The sequence below is a fragment of the Oceaniradius stylonematis genome, assembly GCF_965223445.1.
Taxonomy (GTDB): Bacteria; Pseudomonadota; Alphaproteobacteria; order Rhizobiales; family Rhizobiaceae; genus Roseitalea; species Roseitalea stylonematis.
Genome location: NZ_OZ244994.1, coordinates 1,193,276 through 1,219,711 on the forward strand (window position 1 = coordinate 1,193,276; position 26,436 = coordinate 1,219,711).

The window sequence follows — 26,436 nt, forward strand, 5'->3', positions numbered from 1 at the left end:
TCAGACACAAAACCCTTCGAGCACGTTGATCGTGTTGATGCCGACCTCCTCGACCGCATAGCCGCCCTCCATCAGGAACAATGTCGGCAGGCCGAGCGCGGCGATGTCGGCCCCCATCGTCGAAAAGTCATTCGATGTCAGCTTGAAGAAGCTGATCGGGTCCTTTTCGAACGTATCGACGCCCAGCGAGACGATGACGAGGCCGGGATCGAAACGCGCGATGCGCTCCATCGCCTTGCCGAGCGCGGCGCGCCAGACATCGAACCCGGTTCCCGGCGGCATGGGCAGGTTGAGGTTGAAGCCCTCGCCGGCGCCGCTGCCCGTCTCGTCGGCAAAGCCAAGGAAATGCGGAAACGCCTGATCGGGGTCGCCATGCAGCGAAATGAACAGCACATCGTCGCGGTCGTAGAAGATCTCCTGCGTGCCGTTGCCATGGTGAAAGTCGACATCGAGGATCGCAACCCGTTCGATGCCCTTGTCGCGCGCATGCTGCGCCGCGATCGCCGCATTGTTGAAGAAGCAGTAACCGCCATACTGGTCGGTCGCCGCATGGTGGCCCGGCGGACGGCACAGGCCGAACGCCGTGCGTGCGCCGCCGATCACAAGGTCGGCCGACGTCAGCGCCACGTCCTTGGACGCCAGCGCCGCCTCCCATGTGCCGTCCGAGATCGAGGTCTCCGACGCAAGGCAATAATAGCCGAGCTGCGCTTCGAAATGGGCCGGGATGCGATCCGGGCGCATGGTGCGCGCCGGCCAGACCGTCACGATCGCCTCTCCCTGATGGCCGAGCGCGCTCCAGTTGGCCCAAGCGTTTTCCAGAAACGCCGCATAACCCGCATCGTGCACCGCGAGCACCGGCGCCATGCCGTGCGCGCGCGGCGGTACGATGGCGCCGAAGCCGCGCTTTTCCGCTTCGGCCAGAATGAAGTCGATCCGCTCGGGACATTCGAACGGCGGCACCAGCTGGCCGCCATAGAGTTCGGTCCTGGCGCTGCGTTTGCGGTGCTCTTCGGTGTAGACGATCTTCATTGATGGGTGTCCGTTGCGGTGGTTGATCGGTTCTGGCCCGCCGGCCGGGAGATGATGGCGCGCAGCCCGCCGACCCCGCCGGCGATGCCTTTGGGCAGGAAGACGACGAACAGGACGATCGAAAGACCCAGGACGATCGACCGCGCGTCGCCCAGTTCCTTGGCGAATTCGACGACGATCATCATCACACCGGCGCCGACCAGCGGTCCCCATGTCGATCCCAGCCCGCCGACGATCACCATGGCGAGCACGAACATCAGCGTCGAGAACTCGAACAGGGAGGGACCGGCGAAGCGGAAATGGCCGGCATAGACGGCACCGGCGAGGCCGGTCAGAAGCGCCGAACTGGCAAAGGCGATCAACTGGTAGCGCTGCCGGTCGATGCCGCGGCTCGACGCGTAGCCGACATTGTCGCGGATGGCGCGGAACGCCAGACCCAGCCGTCCGTGAATGATGACGACGAGCGCGACAAGGCTCAGCACGAAGACGGCCCAGACGACATAGTAATGGCCGACGATCCAGTCGCCGCGCAGGATCGGCCGGAACCCGAAATCGGAAAAGCGCGAAAAGCCGGTCGATCCGCCGAACAATTGCTGGCAATTGTTCTGGATCAGCGCGAAGCAGTGCGTGTCGGTGACGATCAGGATGCGCACCATCTCGGCGATGGCGAAGGTCAACAGCGCGACATAGGCGCCGGTCAGCCGCAGGCAGGCCAACCCGATCAACAGCGCCAGCACCATGGCGGCAAAGGCAGCCAGCGGGATCGCCAGCCAGATCGACAGGCCCGCCAGTTGCGTGCCCATCGCCACGCCATAGGCGCCGCACGCGAAGAACAGCAGTTGCGCCAGTGAGAAGACGCCCGCATGGCCCATCAAAAGATTCCAGTTCATCGCCACCATCGCCCAGATGAAGAAGACGATGACCTCGCCCAGAAGATAGCGCTCGCCGACGAACAGCGGCACGGCGGCAAAGCCCACGGCAATCACCAGCGCAATCGCCAGATGCTTGTTCAATTCGCCCGCAAGCATCACAGCCGCACCACCTTTTCCGTGCCGAACAGGCCTTGCGGACGCCAGATGAGGATGGCGATCACCAGCAAAAGCATGACCGGAAAGCCGAACCGCACGCCGACATAATACTGGATCGCCGCTTCCAGCAGCCCCAGCGCGAACGCGGCAACGCCGGCGCCCCACGCATTGCCGAGGCCTGCCACCACGCAGATCACGAACGCCTTGAGCAGCGGATCGCCGCCCATCGACGGCGACAGCGTCGACAGGGACGAGATCATCACGCCGGCGACGCCGGCGAGCGCGCCGGCCAGCGCCATCACCTGCAGATAGACGCTGTTGGTGCGCACGCCCATCAACTGCGCCGCCTCGCGGTTGATCGCGGTGGCGCGGATGGCCATGCCGAAGCGCGTCTTCAAAAGCAGCCAGGCAACCGCGCCGATCAGCACCAGCGCAACCGCGACGATCACCAGCGACTGCCGTGCGACGGCCACATCGAACAGGCGCACGACGCCCTCGACGCGCACCGGCTGCGGATAGGGATAGCCGCCGAACAGTTTCAGGACAAAGTCCTGCAACAGGATGGCAAGACCGGCCGTCGCGACGATGACATTGGTCTCGAACGCCTTGGAGCGCAGCATGAATCGCACCATCGCAAGGTGCGTTGCGACACCCATCGCCGCGCCGGCCGCCATTGCCGCAACAACCGCGGCGACCAGCGGCAGGCCGAGCTGCCCGGCGGCGGCGTAGGCCGCATAGGCGCCGATCGTCATAAACAGGCCGTGCGCCATGTTGAACATGCCCAGCGTGCCGAAGATCAGCGACAGGCCGACAGCAGCAAGCGCGTACATCGCGCCAAGCGTCATGCCGGTCACGACGATCTGGATGACGATATCCATGCTCAATGCCCGCCCAGATAGGTTTCAAGAATGTCGCGCGATCCGGCCACCTCGGCGGCCGTTCCCGACCATTCGATCCGGCCCGCATCCATGAGGCAGATGCGGTCGGCGATGCCGATCAGGCGGCTTGGATTTTCCTCGACCACCAGGAAGGCGCGGTCGGCGCGCGAAAGGCCGCGCAGCCCTTCGTAGATCTGCTCGATGATCAGCGGCGCAAGGCCGAGCGACGGCTCGTCGATCATCATCACCTTGCCGCCGGCCATCAGACCGCGCCCTATGCCGACCATGCGCCGTTCGCCGCCCGAAAGGCTGCTGGCCGACTGGCCGCGCCGCTCGGCAAGGCGCGGAAAGAAGGCGTAGACCTCCTCGAGCGCGCCCGGGACCTCGGAGGCACTGCGCAGATAGGCACCCATGCGCAAATTCTCCTCGACGCTCATCTCGCCGAAAAGCTGGTCGCCCTGCGGCACGTGCACAAGGCCCGCCGCGACCCGCTCGTGGACCATCGCCGTCTCGATCGCCTGGCCGAAGATACGGATGGCGCCCGACCGGGCCGGCACCAGTCCGGAAACGGTTTTAAGCAATGTGGTCTTTCCGTGCCCGTTCGGCCCGATCAGCGCCGCCATGGTGCCCGGTTCGATGTCCAGCGACACGCCGTGCAGCACCGGCCGGTTGTGATAGCCCGCCACAAGATCGCTGACCGAGAGCGCCGCCATCACGCCGTCTCCGCCATGCCGGGCAGTTCGGTGGTGCCCAGATAGACCTCGCGGACGGTCTGGTCCGCCGAGAGCCCGTTGGGCGTGCCGTCATAGATGATCCGGCCCTGATGCATGATCAGCGCGCGGTCGGCGACGCTGGTCAGAAAGCGCATGACATGCTCGATGAAGACCAGCGTCACGCCCTCGGCCTTCAGGCCCAGCATCAGCGCGATGAAATCGTCGATCTCCGGCGGGGTCAGCCCGCCGACCGGCTCGTCCAGAAGCAGAAGGTCGGGCTCGTTCACCAATGCGGTCGCCACCATCAGCTTCTTGCGCGCCAGAACCGGCACATTCTCCGCCAGATCGTCGGCAATGTCGGTCAGGCCGAACTTTTCGAGCATCGCCCGGGCCTTGGCCCGGTCGTCGCGCGCGGTCAGGAGCCAGCCGCCCGCCGAACGCCGCCCGAAGGCGACCGCGGCGAGCACATTGTCCATGACGCTCAGCCCGTCAAAGCCGGAGTTGAGCTGGAAGGTGCGCGCCATGCCCATCTGGCAGATGCGGTGCGGCGGCGTGCCGGCCAGCGGCCGTCCACGCAACGCCACGCTGCCCGCGCTCATCCTGTTTAGACCCGAAATCAGGTCGAAGAAGGTCGTCTTGCCGGCACCGTTCGGCCCGCCAATGCCCACGGTCTCGCCGCGGCGGACATCGAAATCGACGCCATCGACGGCGACCAAGGCGCCGAAGCGCCTGGTCACGCCCCTGCATGACAAAAGGGGCTGTTCGTGGGCCGACAGCTCCGGCAACGGCTTCAGCCCTGCATCCAGGAAGGCAGCCTGAAGCTTTCGACATTGTAGGGCGGCGGCGCCACCAACACACCATCGGCGGCCGCATCCTGGATCTGGCTGAAGATGTGCGGCATGCCCAGCGACGGGTCGTTGGTCTGGCTGGGATAGCAATAGGCCGACTGCGTTTCGGGGACGATGCGCATCGTGCCCACCGGGCCGCGATAGATCAGATGGCGCAGCCGGTCGGCAACCAGCCGGTTCTGATCCTCTTCATAGGGCGCGCCGGGACCGCCGGCGAGGGCTGCGGCAACCGCATAGGCGTGCATCGCCATATAGGTCTGGCCGCCGCCATTGGGCGAGGCGTTCTCGCCGAACCTGGCCTTGTAGGCCTCGGCGAACGCCGTGCCGATCTCGTCCTGAAGGGCGCCGATCACCGTCGCATAGAGCACGCCCTCCGAATTCTGGCCGGCGATCTCGCGGAACGCGGCGAGCGAGGCGCCATATTGCATGTAGACCAGGCTGTTGGTCGGCTCGTTCATGAACTGGTTCATGAACTGCGCCTGGTCCTGCGCATAGAAGTGGGTCACCGCGATCAGCGCCGGCGGATCGGCGCGCAGCTTGGCCAGCGTCGGGCCCCATTCGGAGATCGGCACGTTAACGGTCTCGAACAGCGACACCTCGAACCCGTATTCGGCCGCCTTCTCGTTCAGCGCGTTGGCGATGTTGATCGAATAGACACCCGGCCCCGTGACGATCGCCAGCTTGTTGTTGGGCCGCGTGAACTCGCCGCGCTCCTCAAGCCCCTTGACGAAATCCAGAAGGCCGACGCCGTAGAAGGTCTCGGGCGGATCGTACTGGAACGTGCCCCAGAACCGGTCGGGATCGGATTTGACCAGTTCGTCATGGACGACGACGGTATTGGCATGCATGGCGATGATGCCCGCATCGGCGGCAACATCGTGCAGTGCGGTGCCCGTCTCCAGATTGTAGCCGGTGATCAGCGCGCTGGCGCCGTCGCGGTCGATCAGCCGCTGGGCGGCCTGGATCACCGCATCGTCGCCCTTGCTTTCGGTATCGACGAACACCGCCTCGACCGGACGGCCCAGAATGCCGCCCATGCCGTTGATTTCCTCGACGGCCATTTCCAGCCCGCGCCGGAACTCGATGCCGTCGGCTGCGACGATGCCGGTCAGCGGCGCCGGGCAACCGATGATCACCGGCTCGCCGCCCTGTGCCGCAGCGGTCCGGTTCAACCCGGCCAGCATCGCCGCCGAGCCCGTCGTCGCGCCCGCAAGGCGCAGAAAGTCGCGCCGCGACGTGGGCGCCGTCCTGGTTGTGTCGTTCATCGAAGTGCCTCCCGTTCTGGATTCCTGTTCAGTGTCCGCCGGCATACGCCTTGCGCGCCGCGGCAACGGCCTCGGCCTGGTGCGGCTGCAGGTCCTGCCCGCCATAGCCTGTGATATGCGCGTCATAGGGATCGGTCACACCGCTGGACGCGCCGCTCAGCGCCTCGAGCACCGCAAGGCCGCAGAAGGGAACGTGCACGGCCGAATAGCCGCCCTCATGGGTCGCAAGAATGCGGCCGCCGCACAGATCGTCGGCAAGCGCCGCCATGCGCCCCGCCATCCAGCCGAAATCGGACGAGGACAGCATCATCGTGCCGAGCGGATCGAGCGCGGACGCATCGAACCCGCAGGGCAGCACGATCATGTCGGGCTTGAACGCTTCGATGGCCGGAGCGACCAGTTCTTCGATCGCGTGCCGGTAGGCGCCGCCGCCGCTGCCCGGCGGAAGCGGGATGTTCAGATTGGCGCCCAGGCCGGCACCCGAGCCGGTGTCGCCGATGCCGCCGCGGTCGGGCGGAAACAGATTGTCCTGGTGCAGCGAGATCGTCAGCACGTCCGCATCGTCGTAGAAGATCGTCTCGGTGCCGTTGCCGTGATGCACGTCCCAGTCGACGGTCACGATCCGCTCGAGGCCGCGCTTCTGGGCGTGACGCACGCCGATCGCCGCATTGGCGTAAAAGCAGAACCCCATCGCCGTTTCCGGTTCGGCATGATGGCCCGGCGGGCGGCAAAGCACATAGGCGTTGTCGACCGTCCCGTCGACGATCGCATCGACCGCCGCGATCACGCCGCCGGCGGCGAGCCGTGCAATGTCGGCGGTCGACCGGCCCATCGGCGTCAGTTCGCTGGCATCGCCGCCGCCCGAAGCGGCAACCTTTTCGATGTGTTCGATGTGGGACTTGGGATGAACGCGCATCAGCGCTTCGTCGTCGGCGGGCGCCGCCCGGACCGGAACCAAATGGCGCCCAAACCCGGATGCCTCGACCAGATTGCGGAACCGCCGTTTCGTCTCGGCATTTTCGAAATGTTCGCCTGGCTGCACGGAAAGACCCGGCTCGAACAGGCCCGCCCAATTCTGCGTGTGGTGCCAGAAATAGAGTTCCTCGGCGACCCATCCCGTGCGCTTTTTGCCCGACTTGGCCATGCAACCTCCCTTGATCGTGCGACTGTGCCGGAACCGGCATTGACCGGAAATACCCCGGCATTGGTATTAGCGGCGGCCGATTGCGTGGAGTAGTACCACCCATGGTGCAAGTCCCATGGTGCAAGTCGGGCGGGGCAAGTCGGGAGGCGCCGATGAAACACGACACATACGATCTTCTCGGCCGGATCGCCGTGGCCGGCAAACTCAAGGATGCGGAGCCGCATCTTGTGGCCATGTCCGTCCACGAGTTCACGCCGCAAAGCGTCCTTGCCATCGTCTATCGCGAGGGCCGCCGTCCTGAGATCGGCTTTCGCTGGATCCCGGACGACCATCTGCGCAAGACGTTCGACACCTACTATTGCGACGTCGGCCATCTGCTCGATCCGTTCGCCCAGCGTGCCCGGAGCGAACAGGGCGCTTCGGCGTTCCGGCTCGCCGAGATCGCGCCCGACCGGTTCGAGGCAAGCGACTATTTCGCCAACTATTTCCAGTCGACGGGCATGGTCGATGAGCTGGGCGCGCTGCGCCGGCTGACGCCGCGCTCCGTCGTCCATTTCTCGATCGGCCGCAATGCAGGCTGTCCCAAGTTCACTGCCAGGGAAGTGCGGCGTTTCAAGCAGTTGCACGTCGCCTTCATGCCGAAACTCGCCGAACTGATGGCGGAGGAGCAGGCCGATGGCGACGAGCCACAGCGCACGCCGGACCTTGTCGAGATCTTCTCCCGGCTGCGCACCGATGAAGGCCAGGCGCTCAGTCACCGCGAAGCGCAGGTTGCCGCGCTGATCACACAAGGGCATTCGAGCCGGTCGATCGCCTACAACCTCGAAATCTCGGTGCATACGGTCAAGGTGCACCGCCGCAACCTCTACCGGAAACTGGAGATATCGGCGCAGAACGAACTGTTCGGCCTGATCATCGACGCGCTTTAGCACGATTTCCGCGCCAGCGCGGCCATGCCCTACCGGGCAGCAGGGGTCATCCCAGATGCACCTGCCCTTCGGGATAGCGCACGCGCGGAATGGTGCGCGTTGCCAGGAAAAATCCCAGCGTCAGCGGTCCGACCCGGCCCAGAAACATGATCGCCATGATCATCAGCCGCCCCGGCTCGTTCAGTTCGTCGGTGAAGCCGCGCGACAGGCCGACCGTGCCGAACGCGCTCGCCACCTCGAAGGCGATGTCGAGAAAATCGCCCTCATGGGCGGCGGTGATCGCGAAGACACCGACGAACACCAGGATGACGCTGATGGCCGTCAGCGCCATCACCTTGAGCACCTGTTCAAGCCCGATCGACCGGCCGAACGCGGTCAGTTCCCTGCGGCGGCGGAAGAAGGCGATGGTGGCGAGAATCATGATGACGAAGGTCGTTACCTTGATACCGCCAGCGGTCGAGGTCGATCCGCCGCCGATCAGCATCAGCGAGATGAACATGACGGACGTGGAATCGTGCAATGCGCCGATGTCGGTGGTGTTGAAGCCGGCGGTGCGCGTCGTCACCGCCTGAAACCAGGCGACCATGGCCCTGACACCGGCGGACTCATGGGCGCCCAGCGTCGCAGGATTGTTCCATTCCAGAAGCGCCACCATGGCGACCGACCAGAGGATCAGGACGGCCGTCCCCGCGAGCATGATCTTGGTGTGCAGCGTGTAGCGGCTCCATTTTGCGCGTTCCCGGAAAACATCGGAGAAGACGACATAACCAAGCCCGCCGGCAATGAACAGCAACGGCACGACGAGGTTGACCAGCGGATCGGCTGAATAGGGCACAAGGCCGGGCGTGAAGGTTGAAAAGCCGGCATTGTTGAACGCCGAGATCGAGTGGAAGATCGCGTGCCAGATGCCCATCCCCCAGCCGAAATCGGGCACGAAGGAGAAGGCAAGCAGCACCGCGCCCGCCGCCTCGAACACGAGCACCACGCGCAGGATCGTGCCGACCAGCCGTGTCAGGTTGCGCATCGAGGTCTGGTTGAGATCCTCGCGCAGATAGAGCTGCGGCGTCAGTCCGACCGGCAGGCCGAGCGCCTGCAACACCAGGACGGCAAACGTCATCAGGCCGAGCCCGCCTAGCTGGATCATCACAGCCAGGATCATCTGGCCCCAAAGGCTCAGCACGGTGCCCGTATCGACGACGATTAGCCCCGTCACGGTGACTGCGGAGGTCGATGTGAACAGCGCATCGGACCAGGTGATCGGCTCGGTCGTCGCGAACGGCAGCTTGAAGGCCCCCGCGCCGATGGCAATCAGAACGCCGTATAGGCTTGCCAGGATCATCGGCGGCGGCATTGTCGTGAACCGGTGGCGCATGCCACGGATGGCCGATCGCATCGCCGCGGCCTAAAGCGAATCGCCGAATCGGCGCAGATCGGCCCGCTTGCCGAGCACCAGCAGCTTGTCCTTTTCCTGCAATGTCAGACCGCCATTGTCGCAATCGACATAGTCGGTTCCGCGCATCAGGCCCAGAAGCTGCAGGTCGTGGCTCTTGCCGATCTTCAAGGCGTCGAGCGTCTTGCCCTCCAGCCGTTCGGGCACGAGGATGTTGACCACGTGAAAGCCGTTGCCGAGACTCACATAATCCTGGACGGCCGGATTGTTGAGCATCTGCGCGATGTGGCGCCCCATCTCCTGTTCGGGCTGGATGACGCGGTCGACACCCAGCTTGGACAGGATGCGGTGATGGGCCTTGCCGGCGGCCTTGACCCAGATCGTCTCGACACCCACCAGCTTGAGGTTCATCGTCGTCAGGATCGACGCCTCTATGTCGTCGCCGATCGCCACGATCGCCGCCCCGTATCCGTCGATGCCGATTTCGCGCAGCGCATCCTCGTCGGTGGCGTCGAGAATGGCCGTCGAAGACAAATGTTCAGCGACCCGCGAGACACGCTTCTCATCGATGTCGATGCCGGCGACCGTGTTGCCCGAGCGTTGCAGTTCGGTGGCGACGGTCGAGCCGAAGCTGCCAAGTCCGATCACGGCGAAGCTGCGGGAGGTTACGGCCATGGACAAGGTCCTTTCGGTCAGGGCATCGGGTTACAATGCGCCGCATGCAGGCCGGTTCCGGATCGGATCACGGCGTCGATACCACGCCGACCGCCACCAGCCCCATCAGGCCGACAAGCGTGACATAATAGAGCGTCGGCACCAGCGTCAGGCGCAGCACCTGCCCTTCCCGGCCCAGATAGCCGACCGTCGCCGACGCGGCGACCACATTGTGGATGGCGATCATGTTGCCGGCGGCGGCGCCGACGGCCTGCAGCGCCACGACGGTGACCGTCGGCATCGACAATTGCCCGGCCACACCGAACTGGAAGGCGCCGAACATCAGATTGCTGATCGTGTTGGAGCCGGCGATGAACGCGCCAAGCGCGCCGATCGAGGGCGCAAAAAGCGGCCAGACACCGCCGACGGACTGCGCCACCCAATCCGCCATGGCAAGCGGCATCGAGGCGAGCGCCAGCTCGTTGATGTCCGAATTGACGTAGATGCGCACCATCGGGACCGTGAACATCAGGACGACACCGGCACCGAGCAGCGTCCTGGTGCTCTCGCCAAAGGCGCGCGCCATCTCCGACGGCCGCATCCGGTGCAGCCAGAAGGTGACGAGAACGGTGGCGATGAACACCGTGGCCGGCAGATAGAGCGGTGTGCTGGCCGCCGAAATGCCGGTGCCGAAAATGTCGGGAAAACTGATCCGGAGCGACTTCAGCCAGTCGCCGAAGGGAAGCGCCGGCAGACGCGTCAGCACCAGAAGGATCGCGATCAGCAGATAGGGTGCCCAGGCCCGCCACAGGGACGGCCGCGTGCCGGCGGGCGGCGCCTCCCCCGTATCCGCCTGCACCGATCCCAGCCAGTAGACCGGCCAGTCCGCGCGCGGCGGAAACGTCCAGAGCGACTTCGGCACCAGAAATCCGGCGCGCGCGGCCATGATCATCACGGCAAGCCCGGCCAGCCCGCCGATCATGGACGGGAACTCCGGCCCCAAGAGCCAGCCGATCAGCGCATAGGGTACGACGAACGCCACGCCGCCGAACAGTGCAAAGGGCACCGCCGGCAGCGCTTCGCGCCACGACCGGTTGGCGCCGAAAAAGCGCGTCGTCATCAAGACCATCAACACCGGGATGAACAGGCCCGCCACACCGTGGAAGATGACGACCTGATTGGTGACCAGTTGCAGATAGTCGGCAAGCGTCAGGCCGTTTTCGGCGAGCAGCGCTTCCAGTTGCGGCCCGTCCAGCCCGCCGGCCAGGCCGACGAGCACCGGTGTGCCCGCCGCGCCGAACGTCACCGGCGTCGATTGCAGCGTCATGCCGAGCATGACGGCGGACATGGCGGGAAAGCCGAGCGCGACGAGCAGTGGCGCAAGGATTGCGGCCGCGGTGCCGAACCCTGCCGCCCCCTCGATGAAGGCGCCGAACATCCACACGATGATGACGATCTGAATGCGCGGGTCCGGGCTGATCGCCGAGAAGCTGTCCTTGATGACCGCCAGCGCGCCCGAATGTTTGAGCGTGTTCAAAAGCAGGATCGCGCCGAAGACGATCAGCAGGATGTCGAAGGTGATGACCAGCCCCTGCAGAGAGGCGGCTACGACACGAAGGGCGGGAACCTGCCACACGAACAGCGCCAGCAGCGCCGCGACCACATAGACCACCGGCATCGCCGACCGGGCGGGCATGCGCAGGCCGACCAGAAGCAGGCCGGCGACTAGGATCGGCAGGGCGGCGACAAACGCCTGAAGCCCGAGGCTCATGGGAGAAACGCCCGCAACGCGTGTTCGATGCGCCCAGACCTAGCCGGTTCGGACGGCTGCGAAAAGGGGCGTCAGCCCGGCGACAGGCCGCGCAGACGTTCCGAACGCCGCCGCAGCATCTCCAGCGTGAACAGCAAGGCGATCGAGAGCGCCACCATCACCGAGGCGACGGCGAGAATGGTCGGCGATATCTGCTCGCGCAGGCCGATGAACATCTGCCATGGCAGCGTCTTCTGGCTTGCCGAGCCGAGGAAGAGGACGACCACAACCTCGTCGAACGAGGTGATGAAGGCAAACAGCGCCCCTGAAATGACGCCGGGCATGATCAGCGGCATCTGCACCTTGAAGAAGGTCGTCACCGGATCGGCGCCCATGCTCGCCGCCGCGCGCACCAGAGACCGGTCGAAGCCGACCAGCGTCGCCGTCACGGTGATGATCACGAACGGCGTGCCGAGCGCCGCGTGGGCGAGCACGACGCCGATATAGGTGCCCTGGAGCCCGAGCCGCGAATAGAAGAAATACATACCCGCCGCCGAGATGATCAACGGCACGATCATCGGCGAGATCAGGATCGCCATGATCGCCGACTTGTAGGGCACATGCGCCTGGGAAAGGCCGATCGCCGCCAGCGTACCGAGCACCGTGGCCAGGATCGTCGCAGCCGGCGCGATCGTCACCGAATTGTAGAGCGCCTGCTGCCAGTCCGGGTTGGTGAAGAAGTCGACATAGTGCTTGAACGAGTAGGCATCCGGATCGAGCCGCAGCATGCCCGGCGTGAAGGTGAAGAAGTTCTCCGCGTTGAACGACAGCGGCACGATCACCAGGATCGGAAAGATCAGGAAGAAGAAGATCAGCCCGCAAATGACCCGGAACGCATAGAACCAGGTGAGCTGCAGCGTCGAGGCATAGGGCGGCAAGGGTGATGACATGTTTGCTGCTCCCTAGCCCAGCTTCACATTGTCGATGCCGACGATCCGGTCATAGACATAGAACAGCGCCATGACGAGCAGCAAAAGGATGGTGCCCAGCGCGGCCGCCAGTCCCCAGTTCAGGCTCGTCGATATGTGATAGGCGATGCGGTTGGATATGAAGATACCGCTTGTGCCGCCGACCAGTTCGGGTGTGATGTAGTAGCCGATCGCCAGAATGAAGACGAGGATCGCGCCGGCGCCGATGCCCGGCACGGTCTGCGGGAAATAGACCCGCCAGAATGCCGTCCAGTCGCTCGCGCCAAGGCTCTTGGCGGCGCGCACATAGGACGGCGAGATGGTCTGCATCACCGAATAGAGCGGCAGGATCATGAACGGCAGGAGGATGTGCGTCATGGCGATGATCGTGCCGGTCTGGTTGTTGATCATCACCAACCGCCCGGCATCGTCGATCAGGTTGATCCAGACGAGGAAATCGTTGATCACCCCCTGCTGCTGCAGGAGCACCTTCCAGGCCGAGGTGCGCACCAGAAGCGAGGTCCAGAACGGCAGCAGCACCAGGATCATCAGAAGGTTGGCCGAGCGTGCCGGAAGGTGCGACAGAAGATAGCCGATCGGATAACCGAGCAGCAGGCACGACAGCGTGATCATCAGGCTCATCACGAGCGTGCGCCAGAACAGCGTCAGATAGATGCGCTCGTTCTCCGGCTTCATCTCGACGCCCTCGGCGGTCAGTTCCGCATCCACCGCGTTGAGGAAGTAGCCCGGCGTATAGGGCGGGCTGTAGCGCTTGATCACCGCCCAGACCTCGATATCGGCCCAATCCTCGTCGATCTCGATGAACCGCTCCCTGAAAGGCCCTTCGGCCTCCAACCGGCGCACCTCCCGCCCGGTCTTGCGGAACAGGCCCGACATGCCGGATTTTTCATAGTTCAACCGCGAGCCGAGCCGGGTGTGAATCCGTTTTTCAACGGCGATCTGCAGATCGCGGTAAAGGGCCGCAAAGACGCGCTCGTCCGGAAGTTCGCCGCTGTCGGCGTCCCAGGAGGCCAGCGTCTGCACGGTCTCCGGAATCGTGTCCCGGACGATGTTGTTCTCGACCGACCGGAACAGCATGTCGGCGATCGGCAAAAGAAAGGAAATGACGACGAAGGCCAGAAGCGGCGCGATCAGCAGGAAGGACCGCAGCTTTTCGCGGCGCAGCGCGCGCGCCAGGCTGCGCTTGAGCGGGGTTCCATCGGCGGCGCGCACGATGCCGTCGCCCGCAATTGCATCGGTCGGTGTGTCGGTGGCGCTGCTCATCGCAATCCCCGCTGAATATCCGGGTCGTCAGAAAATGCTCTCAAAATCTGGATCGGACACGGCGCGGGGCGCCGTGTCCGGTTGTCGTTGGCCTTACTGAACCAGCCAGGCCTGGAATTTCGCGTCGATGTCGTCGCGATTGTCGGCCCACCAGGTGTAGTCGTAATTGTGGACGTTGGCAGCGTTCGCCGGATCGGTCGGCATGTGCGGCGCCATGTCGATGCCAAGCTCGGCATGGGTGCCCACCAGCGGCGCGGACGATGCACGAGCCGGGCCGTAGGAGATGTACTTGGCCTGGTCCGCCAGACGCTGCGTGTCGGTGGCGAACTTCAGGAAGTGCTTGGCGCGGTTGAGGCGTGCCTCGTCCAGGCCCTCCGGAATGATCCAGCCGTCAAGGTCGAACGACTGCATGTCCCACATCATGGCGATGGGCTGGTCCTGCTCGGCGATCGCCGAGAACAAGCGGCCGTTGAACGTCGAACCCATCACGACTTCGCCGTCGGCCAGCAGCTGCGGCGTCTCGGCACCGGCCGTCCACCAGACGACCTGGTCCTTGATCGTGTCGAGCTTGGCGAGCGCGGCTGCGATACCCTCGTCGGTGCTCAGCACATCGTAGATTTCATCTTTCGGTGTGCCGTTGCAGTATGTCGCCCATTCCATGTTGTCGATCGGACGCCTCTGCAGTGACCGTTTGCCCGGGAAGGTTTCCAGGTCGAAGATGTCGCAGATGTCATCGGGCACGGCACCGTTCCACTCGGCCACATCGGTGCGATAGCCGAATGTCGTCGAATAAACGATCTGCGGCACGAAGCAGTCGTTGACGCGCAGCACGCCGAAATCATCGTCGGCCGACGTGCCGTCCGGAGCGGGGGCCAGTTCGGTCGCGCCGTCGATCTCGATCGCAAGACCCTCGTCACACAGGCGGATGGCATCCGAAGCCACCACGTCGACGACGTCCCAGGTCACGTTGCCGGCTTCGCTCATGGCACGCAGCTTGGCAACGGCCTCGGCCGAGGATTCGTCCCAAACGAAGGTCACGCCCGTCGCCTCGGCATAGGGCTCCGAATAGGCCTTGATCTGCGAATTCTGATAGGCGCCGCCCCAGGAGACGACGGTCAGTTCATCGGCGCAGTTCTCGCAGGGCGCCTCGGCCAGCGACATGTCGCCTTCGGCAAACGCCGGCAAAGCCAGCACGCCAGCCGCCGCGGTCGCCATGAGAATTGACTTGAGTTTCATTGATTGCTCCCTTTTTTGTCCGGGACAGCCCCGGCGGATGGCCGAACGCGCTGTCCCCATTGCCCCGGGCACCACTGCCCGCGGTCAATTTCGTTGCGCGCTCACGCCACGGCGTCGAGCGCCTTGCAGTCCGAGGCCGACCACCCGACCTTGACCATGTCGCCTTCCGAGATCGGTCGCTTGTCGCGCCGGTTGCGGACCTTGACGATGAACTCGTCATTGCCGGCCACGTTCATGCGCACGCGAATGTGATCGCCCAGATAGATCAGTTCCTCGATCTTGCCGTCGAGCACGTTTTCCGGCTCGTCGGAAGGCGCCAGTTCGATCCGCTCGGGCCGCAGCGAAACCGTGGTCCTGCTGCCGGCGCCCTTGACATTGACCGGATCGGCAACCAGCAGCGTTCCATCGTCGAGCCGCACCTCGCAATTGGCGCCGTCCATCGCGACAACCTCGCCCGAAAGCTTGTTGTTCTCGCCGATGAACTGGGCGACGAAGGAGTTTTGCGGGCTCTCATAAAGAACGTCGGGCGACGACAATTGCTGGATCACGCCGTCATTGAAGACCGCCACACGATCCGACATGGTCAGCGCTTCGGTCTGGTCGTGCGTCACATAGACGATGGTGACGCCAAGATTTTCGTGAATGTGCTTGATCTCGTACTGCATCTGCTCGCGCAGCTGCTTGTCGAGCGCGCCCAGCGGCTCGTCCATCAGCACCAGTTCGGGATCGAACACGAGCGCGCGCGCCACCGCGACGCGCTGCTGCTGGCCGCCCGAAAGCTGCGCCGGCCGCCGGCCGCCGAACGCGCCCAGTTCGACCATGTCGAGGGCCCGCCTGATGCGGTCTTCCTGTTCGGCCTTGCCGACCCCGCGCACCTGCAGCGGGAACGCGAGGTTCTCGGCCACCGACATGTGCGGGAACAGAGCGTAATTCTGGAACACCATGCCGATGCCGCGCTTGTGCGGCGGCACATTGTTGATGCCCTGCTCGTTGAGATAGATCTCGCCATGCGTCGCCGGCTCGAAACCGGCCAGCATCATCAGGCAGGTGGTCTTGCCGGAGCCCGAAGGCCCAAGCATTGTCAGGAATTCGCCCCGGGCGATATCGAGATTGAGGTCTTTGACGACGAGCGTTTCACCGTCGTAGCTTTTCTGAACACCGTCGAACTTGACTGCTGCGCCTCTGGAAATGGCTTTCCACTCCGCTTTTTGAACCCCGTCGCCGGCGAAAACTTCCATACCGCCGACACCCTCATCAAATCGAACATCGCACCCGGTTGTAAAGGGGTACAATCAAATCAATTTGGCGTTGACGACGAAATTTCTGTCGAGAATGCGACAATTTGGGTCTAACGGGCGGACGGCACACCATCGCCGGCAGTGATCGCGAAATCGCCGGTCAGCGTCCCCGAGGCGCGGTCGAAGATCAGGGCCCGCTGCGCGCCGTTGCCGTCCGTGCCGCGCAGCATGATGGCATCGGCCGTCAGATCGCTCTCAAGGACCGCAAAACCGTCCGGCACGATCAGATCGCCGCGCGTCAGCGAAGATGTAGTCGCCTCGCCCAATTGCCAGACGATCGCCGCCAGCACGGCAAAGACACCGACGAACATGATGCCGATCGACACGGCCAGGAGCCGCACCATCTTGCGCCGCACGCGCTCGGCGGCGGGATCGAGCGGCGCCTCTTCGGCAAGCTCCGGCGGCAACTGGTTCATCTCGGTCCTATTGATTGCGGCGCCGGCGCCCGATAGCACCGGCAGACAATGGCCCTGCCCTACAGAGGAACGCGGCAAAATGGAAGACGTGACCGCCGGGCCCGACGATGCCGGCCAGCGCCTGGACCGGTTTCTCGCCGCCGCATTGGACGGCACGGTTTCCCGCAGCCGCCTGAAGGCGCTGATCGAGGACGGGCGCGTGACGGTCAACGACACCGTGGTGCGCGAGCCGCGACGCTCGATGCGCAAAGGCGATGTCGCGCGCATCGACCTGCCGCCGCCCGCCGATCCCGAGCCACAGGCCGAGGCCATCGCGCTTTCGGTGGTGTACGAGGACGATACGCTGATCGTCATCGACAAGCCGGCCGGCATGGTCGTCCATCCCGGCGCCGGCAACCCGACCGGAACCCTGGTCAACGCGCTGATCCACCATTGCGGCGACACCTTGTCGGGCATTGGCGGCGTCAAGCGCCCGGGCATCGTGCACCGGCTCGACAAGGACACGAGCGGCGTCATGGTCGTCGCCAAGACCGACGCCGCCCACAAGCACCTGTCCGGGCAGTTTGCCGACCACGGCCGCACCGGCGCCATGGAACGGACCTATCAGGCGCTGGTCTGGGGCGCGCCGGACCGGAACGCCGGCACGATCGCCACCCATCTCGGCCGGTCCGGCAGCGACCGCACCAAACAGGCCGTCGTCTCCGAAAGCCAGCCGGACGCGCGCCACGCCGTGACCCGTTTTTCGGTGGAGACGCGCTTCGGCCCGCCGGCGAAACCCGTCGCCAGCCTTGTCGCCTGCACGCTGGAAACGGGCCGCACCCATCAGATCCGCGTGCACATGGCCCATATCGGCCATCCGCTGATCGGCGATGACGTCTACGGCGCCGGCTTCCGCTCCAAGGCGCGCGCGGTGCCCGAAACGGCACGCGCGGCGGTCGAGGCGCTCGGCCGGCAGGCGCTGCACGCCAGGATGCTCGCCTTCATCCATCCCTCGACCGGCGATCTGATGCGGTTCGAGGTCGCCATGCCTGCCGACATGGCACGTGTCGCCGAGGAATTGAGGCGCATCTAGAAACACTTGAAATCATTGGCATTCGCCACCATTTATAGCGCAAAGCCGCGTTCAGCGGCGGCATAGGCGTGCATGAATTGGCGCATATGCCTCTTGCTTGCCGCATTTCTGCGGGAGCCATCATGGGAGAAAGGGTGCTAACTATGGCCCAGAACACACTACCGAGCCTTGCCGGCGGCAGTAACGGACTTTCGCGGTATATGGAGGAAATCCGCCGCTTTCCGATGCTTCAGCCCGACGAGGAATATATGCTCGCCAAGCGCTATCACGAGCATGACGACACCGACGCCGCCCACAAGCTTGTGACCTCGCATCTGCGACTGGTCGCCAAGATCGCCATGGGCTATCGCGGCTACGGCCTGCCGATGGGCGAGGTGGTCTCCGAAGGCAATGTAGGCCTGATGCAGGCCGTCAAGAAATTCGATCCCGAGCGCGGTTTCCGTCTCGCCACCTACGCAATGTGGTGGATCAAGGCCTCGATCCAGGAATATGTCCTGCGCTCGTGGAGCCTTGTGAAGATGGGCACGACCGCCAACCAGAAGCGGCTGTTCTTCAACCTGCGCAAGGCCAAGAGCCGTATCCAGGCACTGGGCGATGCCGACCTCAACGAGGAGCAGGTCAAGAAGATCGCGACCGACCTTCAGGTCTCCGAGGAAGAGGTCCTGTCGATGAACCAGCGCCTCAGCGGCGACGCCTCCCTGAACGCGCCGATCCGCGCCGCCGAGGGCGAAAGCGGCCAGTGGCAGGACTGGCTCGTCGACGAGAGCGACAGCCAGGAGAAGATGCTGATCGAGGAGGACGAACTGGACCATCGCCGGGCCATGCTGCGCGAGGCGATGGAGGTGCTCAACGAACGCGAACAGCGCATCTTCAAGGCCCGCCGCCTGTCCGAGGATCCGCTGACGCTTGAGGAACTTTCCGGCGAATTCGACATCTCGCGCGAGCGCGTCCGCCAGATCGAGGTCCGCGCCTTCGAAAAGGTACAAAAGGCGATGGTCGCCGCCGCCGCCAAGCTGAACGCGCCGCCGGCCCAGCTCGAACACGCGGGCTGAGCGGGAACGTCCGGCAGCGGCAGCGCATCTACCAACAGCCCCCGCCTGGCCTTTGCCGGACGGGGGCTTTCTTGTACCAAGGAACCAGGTTGTCGCCGGGGCTCAGCCCCCGCTTGCATCACCCAGCGGCGCCGCTTCCCAGGCTTCGAACACCTCGCGGAAGACCGCGTCGCCCGCCGCGCCCTTTTCCAGCGTGATCAGCGCCCGCCGCCCCGACACATACTGCATCGGAATGTCGACCCAGCCCTGACTGAGCATCAGCGAGGTGTTGGTCTGTACGGCCGTTTGCGCGTCGGTCAGCGCAACCAGGAAGATGTTGGTGTCGATCGGCGCGGGCACCGCGATCAGCGCGCTGCCGGGGTCCTGCTCGGTGTTCTTGAACGTGATGCGCTGCACATCGGCGATGCCGCGCCCCTCGAACGTGTCGGGCACAGTGAAGAACAGTTCGACGATATGGCTGGCCGGGAAGGTCACATCGCCATTGCGGCGGATGGTGACTTCGAGCGCCAGTCCCAGATCCGGGATCGACGACTGGGCACGGATCGCCGGTTCGAGCGGCAGATCGCCGCCGGGCGATTCCTGCACCACCGACCAGACGGTCGAACCTTGCATCGCGGTGCCCGGCTGGGTTCCGGTGCGTTCCTCGTAGAAAATGGTGCGCTGGCCGACGGCAATGCCGTCCTGCGCGTCGGTGGCCGGTGCCCCGGGCGTTCCGGCATCGGGCGCGGTCGCATCCTCGCTGCCCGCCGTCTGGCCGGCAACCGAACTGCCCTCGCCGGGGGCGACCGCCCCCGGTGCCGGGCCTTCGTCGATCTCGCGGCCATCCTCGGTCAGGCGCTGCGTGAACTTCTGGATGCCGTCATCGCCGCTGCCGGCATCGACCGTCTCGGGAGGCGTCGCTTCGGCGGGCGCATCTTCGCCCGCATCGCCGCTGTCCGCATTGACGGGCGTCGTTTCCACCGTGCGCACAGGCACGTCGCCCTCATCGGTTTGGGACGCGGCGCCCCCAAGGCCCGACAGGAAGGCGCGAAGCGGCTCCTGGTTGACATAGGCCGCATAGCCGCCGCCCGCCAGCAGAACGACGAGCACCGCGGCGGCAATCAGCCAGCCGCCGCGGCGGGGCTTTTCCGCCGGTTCCGCAACATCCGCGTCGGCCGGCTCGCCGATCAGGTCGTTGCCGGCTCCGCTCGTGGCGGCCACGTCCGGAGCAGTGCCGGCGACCGGTTCGCCGAACAGCACATCGACGGCCCGGTCGGCGTCGCTGTCCGCTTCGGCCATGGTCTCGCGTTCCTCGCTGAGGAAATCGAGCAGCGGGTCATGGTCCTCGGCGCGCGGCATGGGCGGTTCGGCGTCGGCATCCGGCGGCCGTTCCAGCCCGCCGCCATCGGGCGGCGTGTCGAGCGCAAACGGGTCTTCTGGAACCGTGTCCGCCTGCCCGGCGACCACGTCGTCGAGCGATGAAATCACATCGTCGACGGTGGGGTCCGGTTCGGCCGGCGTATCGAAAGACGGCGCGTCGGGCACGACCGGTTCGTCGAAAACCGTCTCATCCGCCGACACGTCAGCCGAAGGCGCCTGCCAGGAATCGGCCGGCTGCTCGGCAACGGTGTCCGCGGCACCTTCGGGTTCGGGCTCCGGCGCCGCATCCGGCTCTGGTTCGAGCTCCGACGCCTCATCCGGCTCTGGTTCGGGCTCGGCCTCGGGCACCGTTTCGCCAACGAACCCGGCTTCCGGCGCGGGCTCCGGCTCGACCGTGGCTTCCGGTTCGGCAGGCTGGTCCGGTTCGGCCGGTTCCGGCTCTGCGGCGGGCGGCAGGTCCGGCTCGGCGTCTGCTGGTGCCTCGTCCGGGATCGGCGCCGCATAACCGGCCTCGATTTCGGCGATCGCCGATTCGAGTTTCTCGAACTGTCGGTCGATGGCCGCCTGCGGCGGCTGGCTGGCCATGGCGTCGATCTGCCGCTGCACCGTCTGCCGCGCCTTGTCATAGACCTGGGCGCGCACCTCCGGCGTCGTTTCCCCCATCTTGTCGAGGGTCTTTTTCAGAATCGCAGCAAAATCTGCCATGAATTCAATCCGCTATGCGCCCGTTCTTGAGGTGCCAAACTAGTCTTGAAACGGGTCGGTCACAAGTATCGTATCGTCCCGCTCCGGCGAGGTGGACAAAATGGCCACCGGCGCGCCGATCAGTTCTTCGACATGACGCACATATTTGACCGCTTGCGCGGGAAGATCGTTCCAGGACCGCGCGCCTGCGGTCGTCCCGCTCCATCCTTCCAGCGTCTCATAGACCGGCGTCAGCCGCGCCTGCGCGCCCTGGCTCGCCGGAAGATAGTCGATCCGCGCGCCGTCCAGCTCGTAGCCGACACACACCTTGATCTCCTCCATGCCGTCGAGCACGTCGAGCTTGGTCAGCGCGATGCCGGTGATGCCGTTGACCGCAACCGCCTGGCGCACCATCACCGCATCGAACCAGCCGCAGCGGCGCTTGCGTCCGGTGACGACGCCGAACTCGTGGCCGCGTTCGCCAAGATACTGGCCCACCTCATTGTCCTGTTCGGTCGGGAATGGCCCCTCGCCGACACGCGTCGTGTAGGCCTTGGTGATGCCCAGCACATAATCGATGGCGCCAGGACCCATGCCCGATCCGGTCGCCGCCTGGCCGGCGATGGTGTTGGAGGAGGTCACGAACGGATAGGTGCCGTGATCGATGTCCAGATAAGTGCCCTGCGCGCCCTCGAACAGGATGCGCGCGCCGGCACGGCGCTTGTCGTCGAGCACCTTCCAGACCCTGTCCACAAACGGCAGGATCGCATCGGCGACCGAAGACAACTCCTCCATCAGCGCATCATGGCCGATCTCGGGCTGGTTCAGGCCGCGTCGCAGCGCATTGTGGTGTGTCAGCAGCCGGTCGACCTTGGCCGGCAGCGTCTCCATGTTGGCCAGATCCATGACGCGAACCGCGCGGCGGCCCACCTTGTCCTCATAGGCCGGGCCGATGCCGCGCCGGGTCGTGCCGATCTTGGTGCCCGAATTGGACGCCGCGTCCTCGCGCAGCGCGTCCAGTTCGCGATGCACCGACAGGATCAGCGCGGTGTTCTCGGCAATGCGCAACCGGTCGGGACCGATATCGACGCCCTGCTCGGCCAGCCGGCCAAGCTCTGCGACAAAGGCGTGCGGGTCGAAAACAACGCCATTGCCGATGACGCTCATCTTGCCCTCGCGAACGACGCCCGAGGGCAGCAGCGAGAGCTTGTAGACCGTGCCGTCGACCACCAGCGTGTGGCCGGCATTGTGCCCGCCCTGGAAGCGCACCACCACATCGGCGCGCTCGGACAGCCAGTCCACGATCTTGCCCTTGCCTTCGTCGCCCCATTGCGAGCCGACAACCACCACATTGGCCATGCCGCCGTCTTCCCCTTGCCGGTTTGAAACAAACGGGCCGTCTATAAACGCGCCGGAGCCAAAGCGCGAGGCCGCGATAGGGCCGAATTGACCCGGTGACGGGTTTTTCCTCGCAAATCGGCCGATGCTGCGCCATGTAGGCCGTCCGACCGCCGAACACGGAGCCTTCATGCCGGCCCAGGACGCACCGACCGCCCAGGTCAACCGCCTCGCCTATCTGCTTTTGGTGATGACCACCATCTTCTGGGGCGGCAATGCGGTGGCCGGCAAGCTCGCCGTCGGCCACATCTCGCCGATGATCCTGACCAGCGTGCGCTGGATGATGGCCTTCACGATCCTTCTGGTCATTGCCGGCCCGCAATTCTGGGCCGACCGGCAAAAGATCGTGCGGCACCTGCCGCTGCTGTTCATTTATGGCGCAACCGGTTTTGCCGGCTTCAACGTCGCGCTCTATTCGGCGCTCAACCACACATCGGCGATCAATGTGGCGATCTGGCAGGCCGGCATTCCCATGTTCATCTTCCTGCTCAATTTCGCGGTCTTTCGGACCCGCGTGACCCCGGCGCAGATCGTCGGTTTTCTCCTGTCGCTGATCGGCATCGCCTTCGTTGCGTCCAACGGCAGTCTCGATCAGCTTGTCGGACTGGTCATCAACCGGGGCGATGCCTTCATGGCGCTGGCCTGCCTGCTCTATGCCGGCTATTCGGTGGCGCTGCGCTACAAGCCCGACCTGCACTGGAAATCGATGATGCTTGCCATGGCGTTTTCCGCCATGGTCGTGTCCTGGCCGTTTGCCTTTCTCGAGTGGCGCTCGCCGGCGGGCATCGTGCCGGACATGCAGGGCTGGCTCGTCGCCATCTACACCGCCGTCTTCCCCGCCATCTTCGCCCAGGTCTTCTTCATGCGCGGCGTCGAGATGATCGGCTCAAACAGGGCGGGCCTGTTCGTCAATCTGGTCCCGGTGATCGGCACCGTCATGGCCGTCCTGATCCTCGGCGAGGTGTTCGGCGTGCACCACGCCATCGCGATGGTCCTGGTGATCGGCGGCATCTGGCTGGCGGAACGCAAGCCGGCCGGTCAAGGCTGAGCGGCCGGATCACGCTATCCAATCCTAGACGTCGAACATCAGCGGCTTGGCCGACAGGATTTCCGGGAACCCGCGCACCTTGTCGAGCACGTGTTCGGGCACCGGATCGTCGACATACAAAAGCGCGATCGCATCGCCGCCGGGCCGGTTGCGGCCAAGCTGGAAGTTGGCGATGTTGACGCCATTGTCGCCGAAGGTCGTGCCCAGAATGCCGATGATGCCCGGCGCGTCATTGTTGGTTGTATAGACCATGTTGCGGCCGATCTCGGCGTCCAGATTGATACCCTTGATCTGGATGAAGCGCGGCTTGCCGTCGGCGAAGACCGTGCCGGCCACCGAGCGGGTCTGGTTGGCGCTCTTGACGGTCAGCTTGATGTAGCCGTCGAACACGCCCGACTTGTCGCGCTTGACCTCCGAGACGATGACGCCGCGCTCTTTGACCATGACAGGCGCGGAGACCATGTTGACATCGGCCACCTGCGGCCGGATCAAGCCGGCCAGCGTCGCGCTGGTCAGCGCCTTTGTGTTCAGCTCCGCCGTCAAGCCGTCATAGAGGATCTCCACTTCGAGAATGGCCGACTCGGCGACCTGGCCGACGAAGGCGCCGAGCACCTCGGCCAGTTTGACGAACGGCTTGAGGATCGGCGCTTCCTCGGCGCTGATCGACGGCATGTTGATCGCATTCGTCACCGCGCCCTTGACCAGATAGTCGCTCATCTGCTCGGCCACCTGCAGCGCCACATTCTCCTGCGCCTCGGTGGTCGAGGCGCCCAGATGCGGCGTGCAGACGACATTGGGGATGTCGAACAGCGGGCTTTCGGTCGCAGGCTCGATCTCGAACACATCGATGCCGGCGCCGGCCACCTTGCCGGCCTTGAGCGCCTCCGCAAGAGCCGCCTCGTCAACGAGCCCGCCCCTCGCGCAGTTGATGATGCGCACGCCGTCCTTCATCTTCCCGATGGCGGCGGCGTCGATCACGTTGCGCGTCTTGTCGGTCAGCGGCGTGTGCAGCGTGATGAAGTCGGCACGATCGAGAAGTTCATCCAGTTCCACCTTCTCGACGCCCAGATCCATGGCGCGCTCTTCCGACAGGAAAGGGTCGAACGCGATGACGTTCATCTTCAGCCCGATCGCGCGCTGGGCGACGACCGAACCGATATTTCCGCAGCCGATCACGCCCAGTGTCTTGCCGGTGATCTCGACGCCCATGAATTTCGATTTTTCCCACTTGCCGGCGCGGGTGGAGATGTCCGCGGCCGGAATCTGCCGCGCGACGGCGAGCATCATCGAAATCGCATGTTCGGCGGTGGTGATGGAATTGCCGAACGGCGTGTTCATGACGATGATGCCGCGGCGCGATGCGGCAGGAATGTCGACATTGTCGACGCCGATTCCGGCGCGGCCGACCACCTTGAGATTGTCGGCTGCGGCGATCAGCTTTTCGGTCACCTTGGTCGCCGAGCGAATGGCGAGGCCGTCATACTGGCCGATCACCTCCAGCAGCCTGTCCTTGTCCTTGCCAAGGTCGGGCTGGAAATCGACGTCGACGCCGCGGTCCCTGAATATCTGGACGGCGGTGGGCGACAGTTTGTCGGAAACGAGAACACGGGGTTTTGTCACGGGTCTTTTCCTGTGTGTTTGGAACGGGATGGCGAGCCTTTGGCAACTGATCCATCCCCTCATGCTGAGGTGTGAGCAGCCATTCCCGCGCCCTTCAAGGTTCGCTACGCTCGCACCTCACGATGAGGGAATGGTTGCGAGCCTCGAAGCACGAGGGGATGGCGCAAGGGGAATCAGGCCGCCTGTTTGAGCGACGCCTTCTGCATGTCGAAAGCCCATTGCAGCCAGGGCATCAGCGCCTTGAGATCGGCGGTCTCGACAGTGCCGCCGGCCCAGATGCGCAGGCCCGGCGGCGCGTCGCGATAGGCGCCGATGTCGAGTGCCGCGCCTTCGGCGTCCAGCGCCGAGACCATCGCCTTGGCGAACGCGGCCTGCCCGGCCTCGTCCATGGCCGTGACAGCCGGGTCGGTGATCTTCAGGCACACGGACGTGTTGGAGCGCGTCTGCGGATCGGCGGCGAGATTCTCCAGCCAGTCGACACTGTCGACAAAGGACTGGATGGCATCGAGATTGGCGTCGGCGCGGGCGATCATCGCGTCCAGCCCGCCGATCGATCTGGCCCATTGAAGCGCATCGATATAGTCCTCGACGCACAGCATGGAGGGCGTGTTGATCGTCTCGCCCCTGAAGATGCCCTCGATCAGCTTGCCGCCCTTGGTCAGGCGGAAGATCTTCGGCAGCGGCCAGGCCGGCGTGTAGGCTTCGAGGCGTTCGACGGCACGCGGCGAAAGGATGATGACGCCATGGCCGCCCTCGCCGCCCAGCACTTTCTGCCAGGAGAAAGTGGTGACATCGAGCTTGGCGAAATCAAGCCGCTGGGCGAAAGCGGCCGACGTGGCGTCGCAGATCGTCAGGCCTTGCCGGTCGGCCGGGATGAAGTCGCCGTCCGGCACGCGCACGCCCGATGTCGTGCCGTTCCAGGTGAAGACGACATCGCGGTCGAAATCGATCTGAGACAAGTCCGGCAGTTCGCCATAATCGGCCGAGATCGTGCGCGCATCGTCCAGCCTGAGCTGCTTGACGACATCGGTCACCCAGCCGGCGCCGAAACTCTCCCAGGCAACCATGTCGACGCCGCGCGCGCCGAGCAGCGACCACATGGCCATCTCGACGGCTCCGGTGTCGGACGCCGGCACGATGCCGATGCGGTAATCGTCCGGAACGCGCAGCAACTCGCGCGTCAGCTCGATCGCCAGCTGGAGCCGGGCCTTGCCGATCCTGGATCTGTGGGAACGGCCAAGCGGAGCCGTTTCGAGCCGGTCGGCAGACCAGTTCGGACGCTTCGCGCAGGGGCCGGATGAAAAACGGATATTGGCCGGACGAATGTCCGGCTTGACGGGGTCAGCTGTCATGTCTCTACCCTTTCAGATAGC

23 protein-coding genes are annotated in these 26,436 nt (G+C 64.9%); 4 read left to right on the top strand and 19 right to left on the bottom strand.

Annotated features, from left to right (window positions below):
- The 7 genes from ACOQOU_RS05915 to ACOQOU_RS05945 are packed head-to-tail and all read right to left on the bottom strand — an operon-like array spanning nt 1 to nt 6,905.
- Nucleotides 1–1,029, bottom strand: a complete 1,029-nt coding sequence (locus ACOQOU_RS05915; RefSeq protein WP_109767511.1) for a histone deacetylase family protein — start codon at nt 1,027–1,029, stop codon at nt 1–3.
- The gene (locus ACOQOU_RS05920; protein WP_109767512.1) at nt 1,026–2,057 is read right to left on the bottom strand and encodes a branched-chain amino acid ABC transporter permease; all 1,032 of its coding nucleotides are present in this window, start codon (nt 2,055–2,057) and stop codon (nt 1,026–1,028) included. The genes ACOQOU_RS05915 and ACOQOU_RS05920 overlap by 4 nt, the downstream gene beginning before the upstream one ends.
- The gene (locus ACOQOU_RS05925; RefSeq protein ID WP_306025104.1) at nt 2,057–2,935 is read right to left on the bottom strand and encodes a branched-chain amino acid ABC transporter permease; all 879 of its coding nucleotides are present in this window, start codon (nt 2,933–2,935) and stop codon (nt 2,057–2,059) included. The genes ACOQOU_RS05920 and ACOQOU_RS05925 overlap by 1 nt, the downstream gene beginning before the upstream one ends.
- Nucleotides 2,936–2,937: 2 nt before the next feature.
- Nucleotides 2,938–3,648: an ABC transporter ATP-binding protein gene (locus ACOQOU_RS05930; RefSeq protein WP_196780405.1), complete on the bottom strand. Its 711-nt coding sequence runs from the start codon at nt 3,646–3,648 to the stop codon at nt 2,938–2,940.
- Nucleotides 3,648–4,385, bottom strand: coding sequence for an ABC transporter ATP-binding protein (locus tag ACOQOU_RS05935; protein WP_306025103.1), 738 nt, complete (start codon nt 4,383–4,385; stop codon nt 3,648–3,650). The genes ACOQOU_RS05930 and ACOQOU_RS05935 overlap by 1 nt, the downstream gene beginning before the upstream one ends.
- A gap of 53 nt (nt 4,386–4,438) precedes the next feature.
- Complete coding sequence (locus tag ACOQOU_RS05940; protein ID WP_306025102.1) at nt 4,439–5,761, bottom strand: ABC transporter substrate-binding protein; 1,323 nt, start codon at nt 5,759–5,761, stop codon at nt 4,439–4,441.
- A gap of 28 nt (nt 5,762–5,789) precedes the next feature.
- Complete coding sequence (locus ACOQOU_RS05945) at nt 5,790–6,905, bottom strand: class II histone deacetylase (protein ID WP_306025101.1); 1,116 nt, start codon at nt 6,903–6,905, stop codon at nt 5,790–5,792.
- Between the two features lie 152 nt (nt 6,906–7,057).
- On the opposite strand from ACOQOU_RS05945, the gene ACOQOU_RS05950 reads away from it, so the two are divergent.
- Nucleotides 7,058–7,834 carry a helix-turn-helix transcriptional regulator gene (locus ACOQOU_RS05950; RefSeq protein ID WP_306025100.1) on the top strand — a complete coding sequence of 259 codons (777 nt, stop codon included), beginning with the start codon at nt 7,058–7,060 and terminating at the stop codon, nt 7,832–7,834.
- Nucleotides 7,835–7,880: 46 nt separating this feature from the next.
- Here ACOQOU_RS05950 and ACOQOU_RS05955 read toward each other — a convergent pair whose 3' ends face one another.
- From ACOQOU_RS05955 to ACOQOU_RS05990, 8 genes are all read right to left on the bottom strand, one after another.
- Entirely contained in the window at nt 7,881–9,227 is a 1,347-nt protein-coding gene (locus tag ACOQOU_RS05955) for a TrkH family potassium uptake protein (protein ID WP_306025099.1), read from the bottom strand.
- A gap of 9 nt (nt 9,228–9,236) precedes the next feature.
- Nucleotides 9,237–9,899, bottom strand: coding sequence for a potassium channel family protein (locus tag ACOQOU_RS05960; RefSeq protein WP_306025098.1), 663 nt, complete (start codon nt 9,897–9,899; stop codon nt 9,237–9,239).
- A 67-nt stretch (nt 9,900–9,966) separates the two neighbouring features.
- Nucleotides 9,967–11,649, bottom strand: a complete 1,683-nt coding sequence (locus tag ACOQOU_RS05965) for an L-lactate permease (protein ID WP_306025097.1) — start codon at nt 11,647–11,649, stop codon at nt 9,967–9,969.
- 71 nt (nt 11,650–11,720) lie between these two features.
- Nucleotides 11,721–12,578, bottom strand: coding sequence for an ABC transporter permease (locus ACOQOU_RS05970; RefSeq protein WP_306025096.1), 858 nt, complete (start codon nt 12,576–12,578; stop codon nt 11,721–11,723).
- A gap of 12 nt (nt 12,579–12,590) precedes the next feature.
- A complete protein-coding gene (locus tag ACOQOU_RS05975) occupies nt 12,591–13,880 on the bottom strand; it encodes an ABC transporter permease (protein WP_109767520.1) in 1,290 nt (429 codons plus the stop codon).
- Nucleotides 13,881–13,973: 93 nt separating this feature from the next.
- On the bottom strand, nt 13,974–15,116 hold the full coding sequence (locus ACOQOU_RS05980) for an extracellular solute-binding protein (protein ID WP_109767521.1): 1,143 nt from the start codon (nt 15,114–15,116) through the stop codon (nt 13,974–13,976).
- Between the two features lie 101 nt (nt 15,117–15,217).
- Entirely contained in the window at nt 15,218–16,354 is a 1,137-nt protein-coding gene (locus ACOQOU_RS05985; protein WP_109767522.1) for an ABC transporter ATP-binding protein, read from the bottom strand.
- A 110-nt stretch (nt 16,355–16,464) separates the two neighbouring features.
- Complete coding sequence (locus ACOQOU_RS05990) at nt 16,465–16,830, bottom strand: DUF6476 family protein (RefSeq protein ID WP_306025095.1); 366 nt, start codon at nt 16,828–16,830, stop codon at nt 16,465–16,467.
- Between the two features lie 79 nt (nt 16,831–16,909).
- On the opposite strand from ACOQOU_RS05990, the gene ACOQOU_RS05995 reads away from it, so the two are divergent.
- Together ACOQOU_RS05995 and rpoH are read left to right on the top strand one after the other, a co-directional pair.
- The gene (locus ACOQOU_RS05995; RefSeq protein ID WP_306025094.1) at nt 16,910–17,902 is read left to right on the top strand and encodes an RluA family pseudouridine synthase; all 993 of its coding nucleotides are present in this window, start codon (nt 16,910–16,912) and stop codon (nt 17,900–17,902) included.
- Between the two features lie 143 nt (nt 17,903–18,045).
- Nucleotides 18,046–18,954 (top strand): RNA polymerase sigma factor RpoH, encoded by a 909-nt coding sequence (gene rpoH / locus ACOQOU_RS06000; protein ID WP_109767525.1) that lies wholly within the window; start codon nt 18,046–18,048, stop codon nt 18,952–18,954.
- Between the two features lie 102 nt (nt 18,955–19,056).
- On the opposite strand, the gene ACOQOU_RS06005 is transcribed toward rpoH, so the two are convergent.
- Both ACOQOU_RS06005 and ACOQOU_RS06010 read right to left on the bottom strand, forming a co-directional pair.
- Nucleotides 19,057–21,018 carry a hypothetical protein gene (locus ACOQOU_RS06005; protein WP_306025093.1) on the bottom strand — a complete coding sequence of 654 codons (1,962 nt, stop codon included), beginning with the start codon at nt 21,016–21,018 and terminating at the stop codon, nt 19,057–19,059.
- A gap of 39 nt (nt 21,019–21,057) precedes the next feature.
- A complete protein-coding gene (locus tag ACOQOU_RS06010) occupies nt 21,058–22,356 on the bottom strand; it encodes an adenylosuccinate synthase (RefSeq protein WP_109767587.1) in 1,299 nt (432 codons plus the stop codon).
- Nucleotides 22,357–22,525: 169 nt separating this feature from the next.
- Here ACOQOU_RS06010 and ACOQOU_RS06015 point away from each other — a divergent pair, with 169 nt between their 5' ends.
- Nucleotides 22,526–23,443: a DMT family transporter gene (locus ACOQOU_RS06015; RefSeq protein ID WP_109767527.1), complete on the top strand. Its 918-nt coding sequence runs from the start codon at nt 22,526–22,528 to the stop codon at nt 23,441–23,443.
- 24 nt (nt 23,444–23,467) lie between these two features.
- On the opposite strand, the gene serA is transcribed toward ACOQOU_RS06015, so the two are convergent.
- On the bottom strand, nt 23,468–25,063 hold the full coding sequence (serA, locus tag ACOQOU_RS06020) for a phosphoglycerate dehydrogenase (protein ID WP_306025092.1): 1,596 nt from the start codon (nt 25,061–25,063) through the stop codon (nt 23,468–23,470).
- 173 nt (nt 25,064–25,236) lie between these two features.
- Nucleotides 25,237–26,415: a phosphoserine transaminase gene (locus tag ACOQOU_RS06025; RefSeq protein ID WP_306025091.1), complete on the bottom strand. Its 1,179-nt coding sequence runs from the start codon at nt 26,413–26,415 to the stop codon at nt 25,237–25,239.
- Nucleotides 26,416–26,436 lie beyond the last annotated feature (21 nt).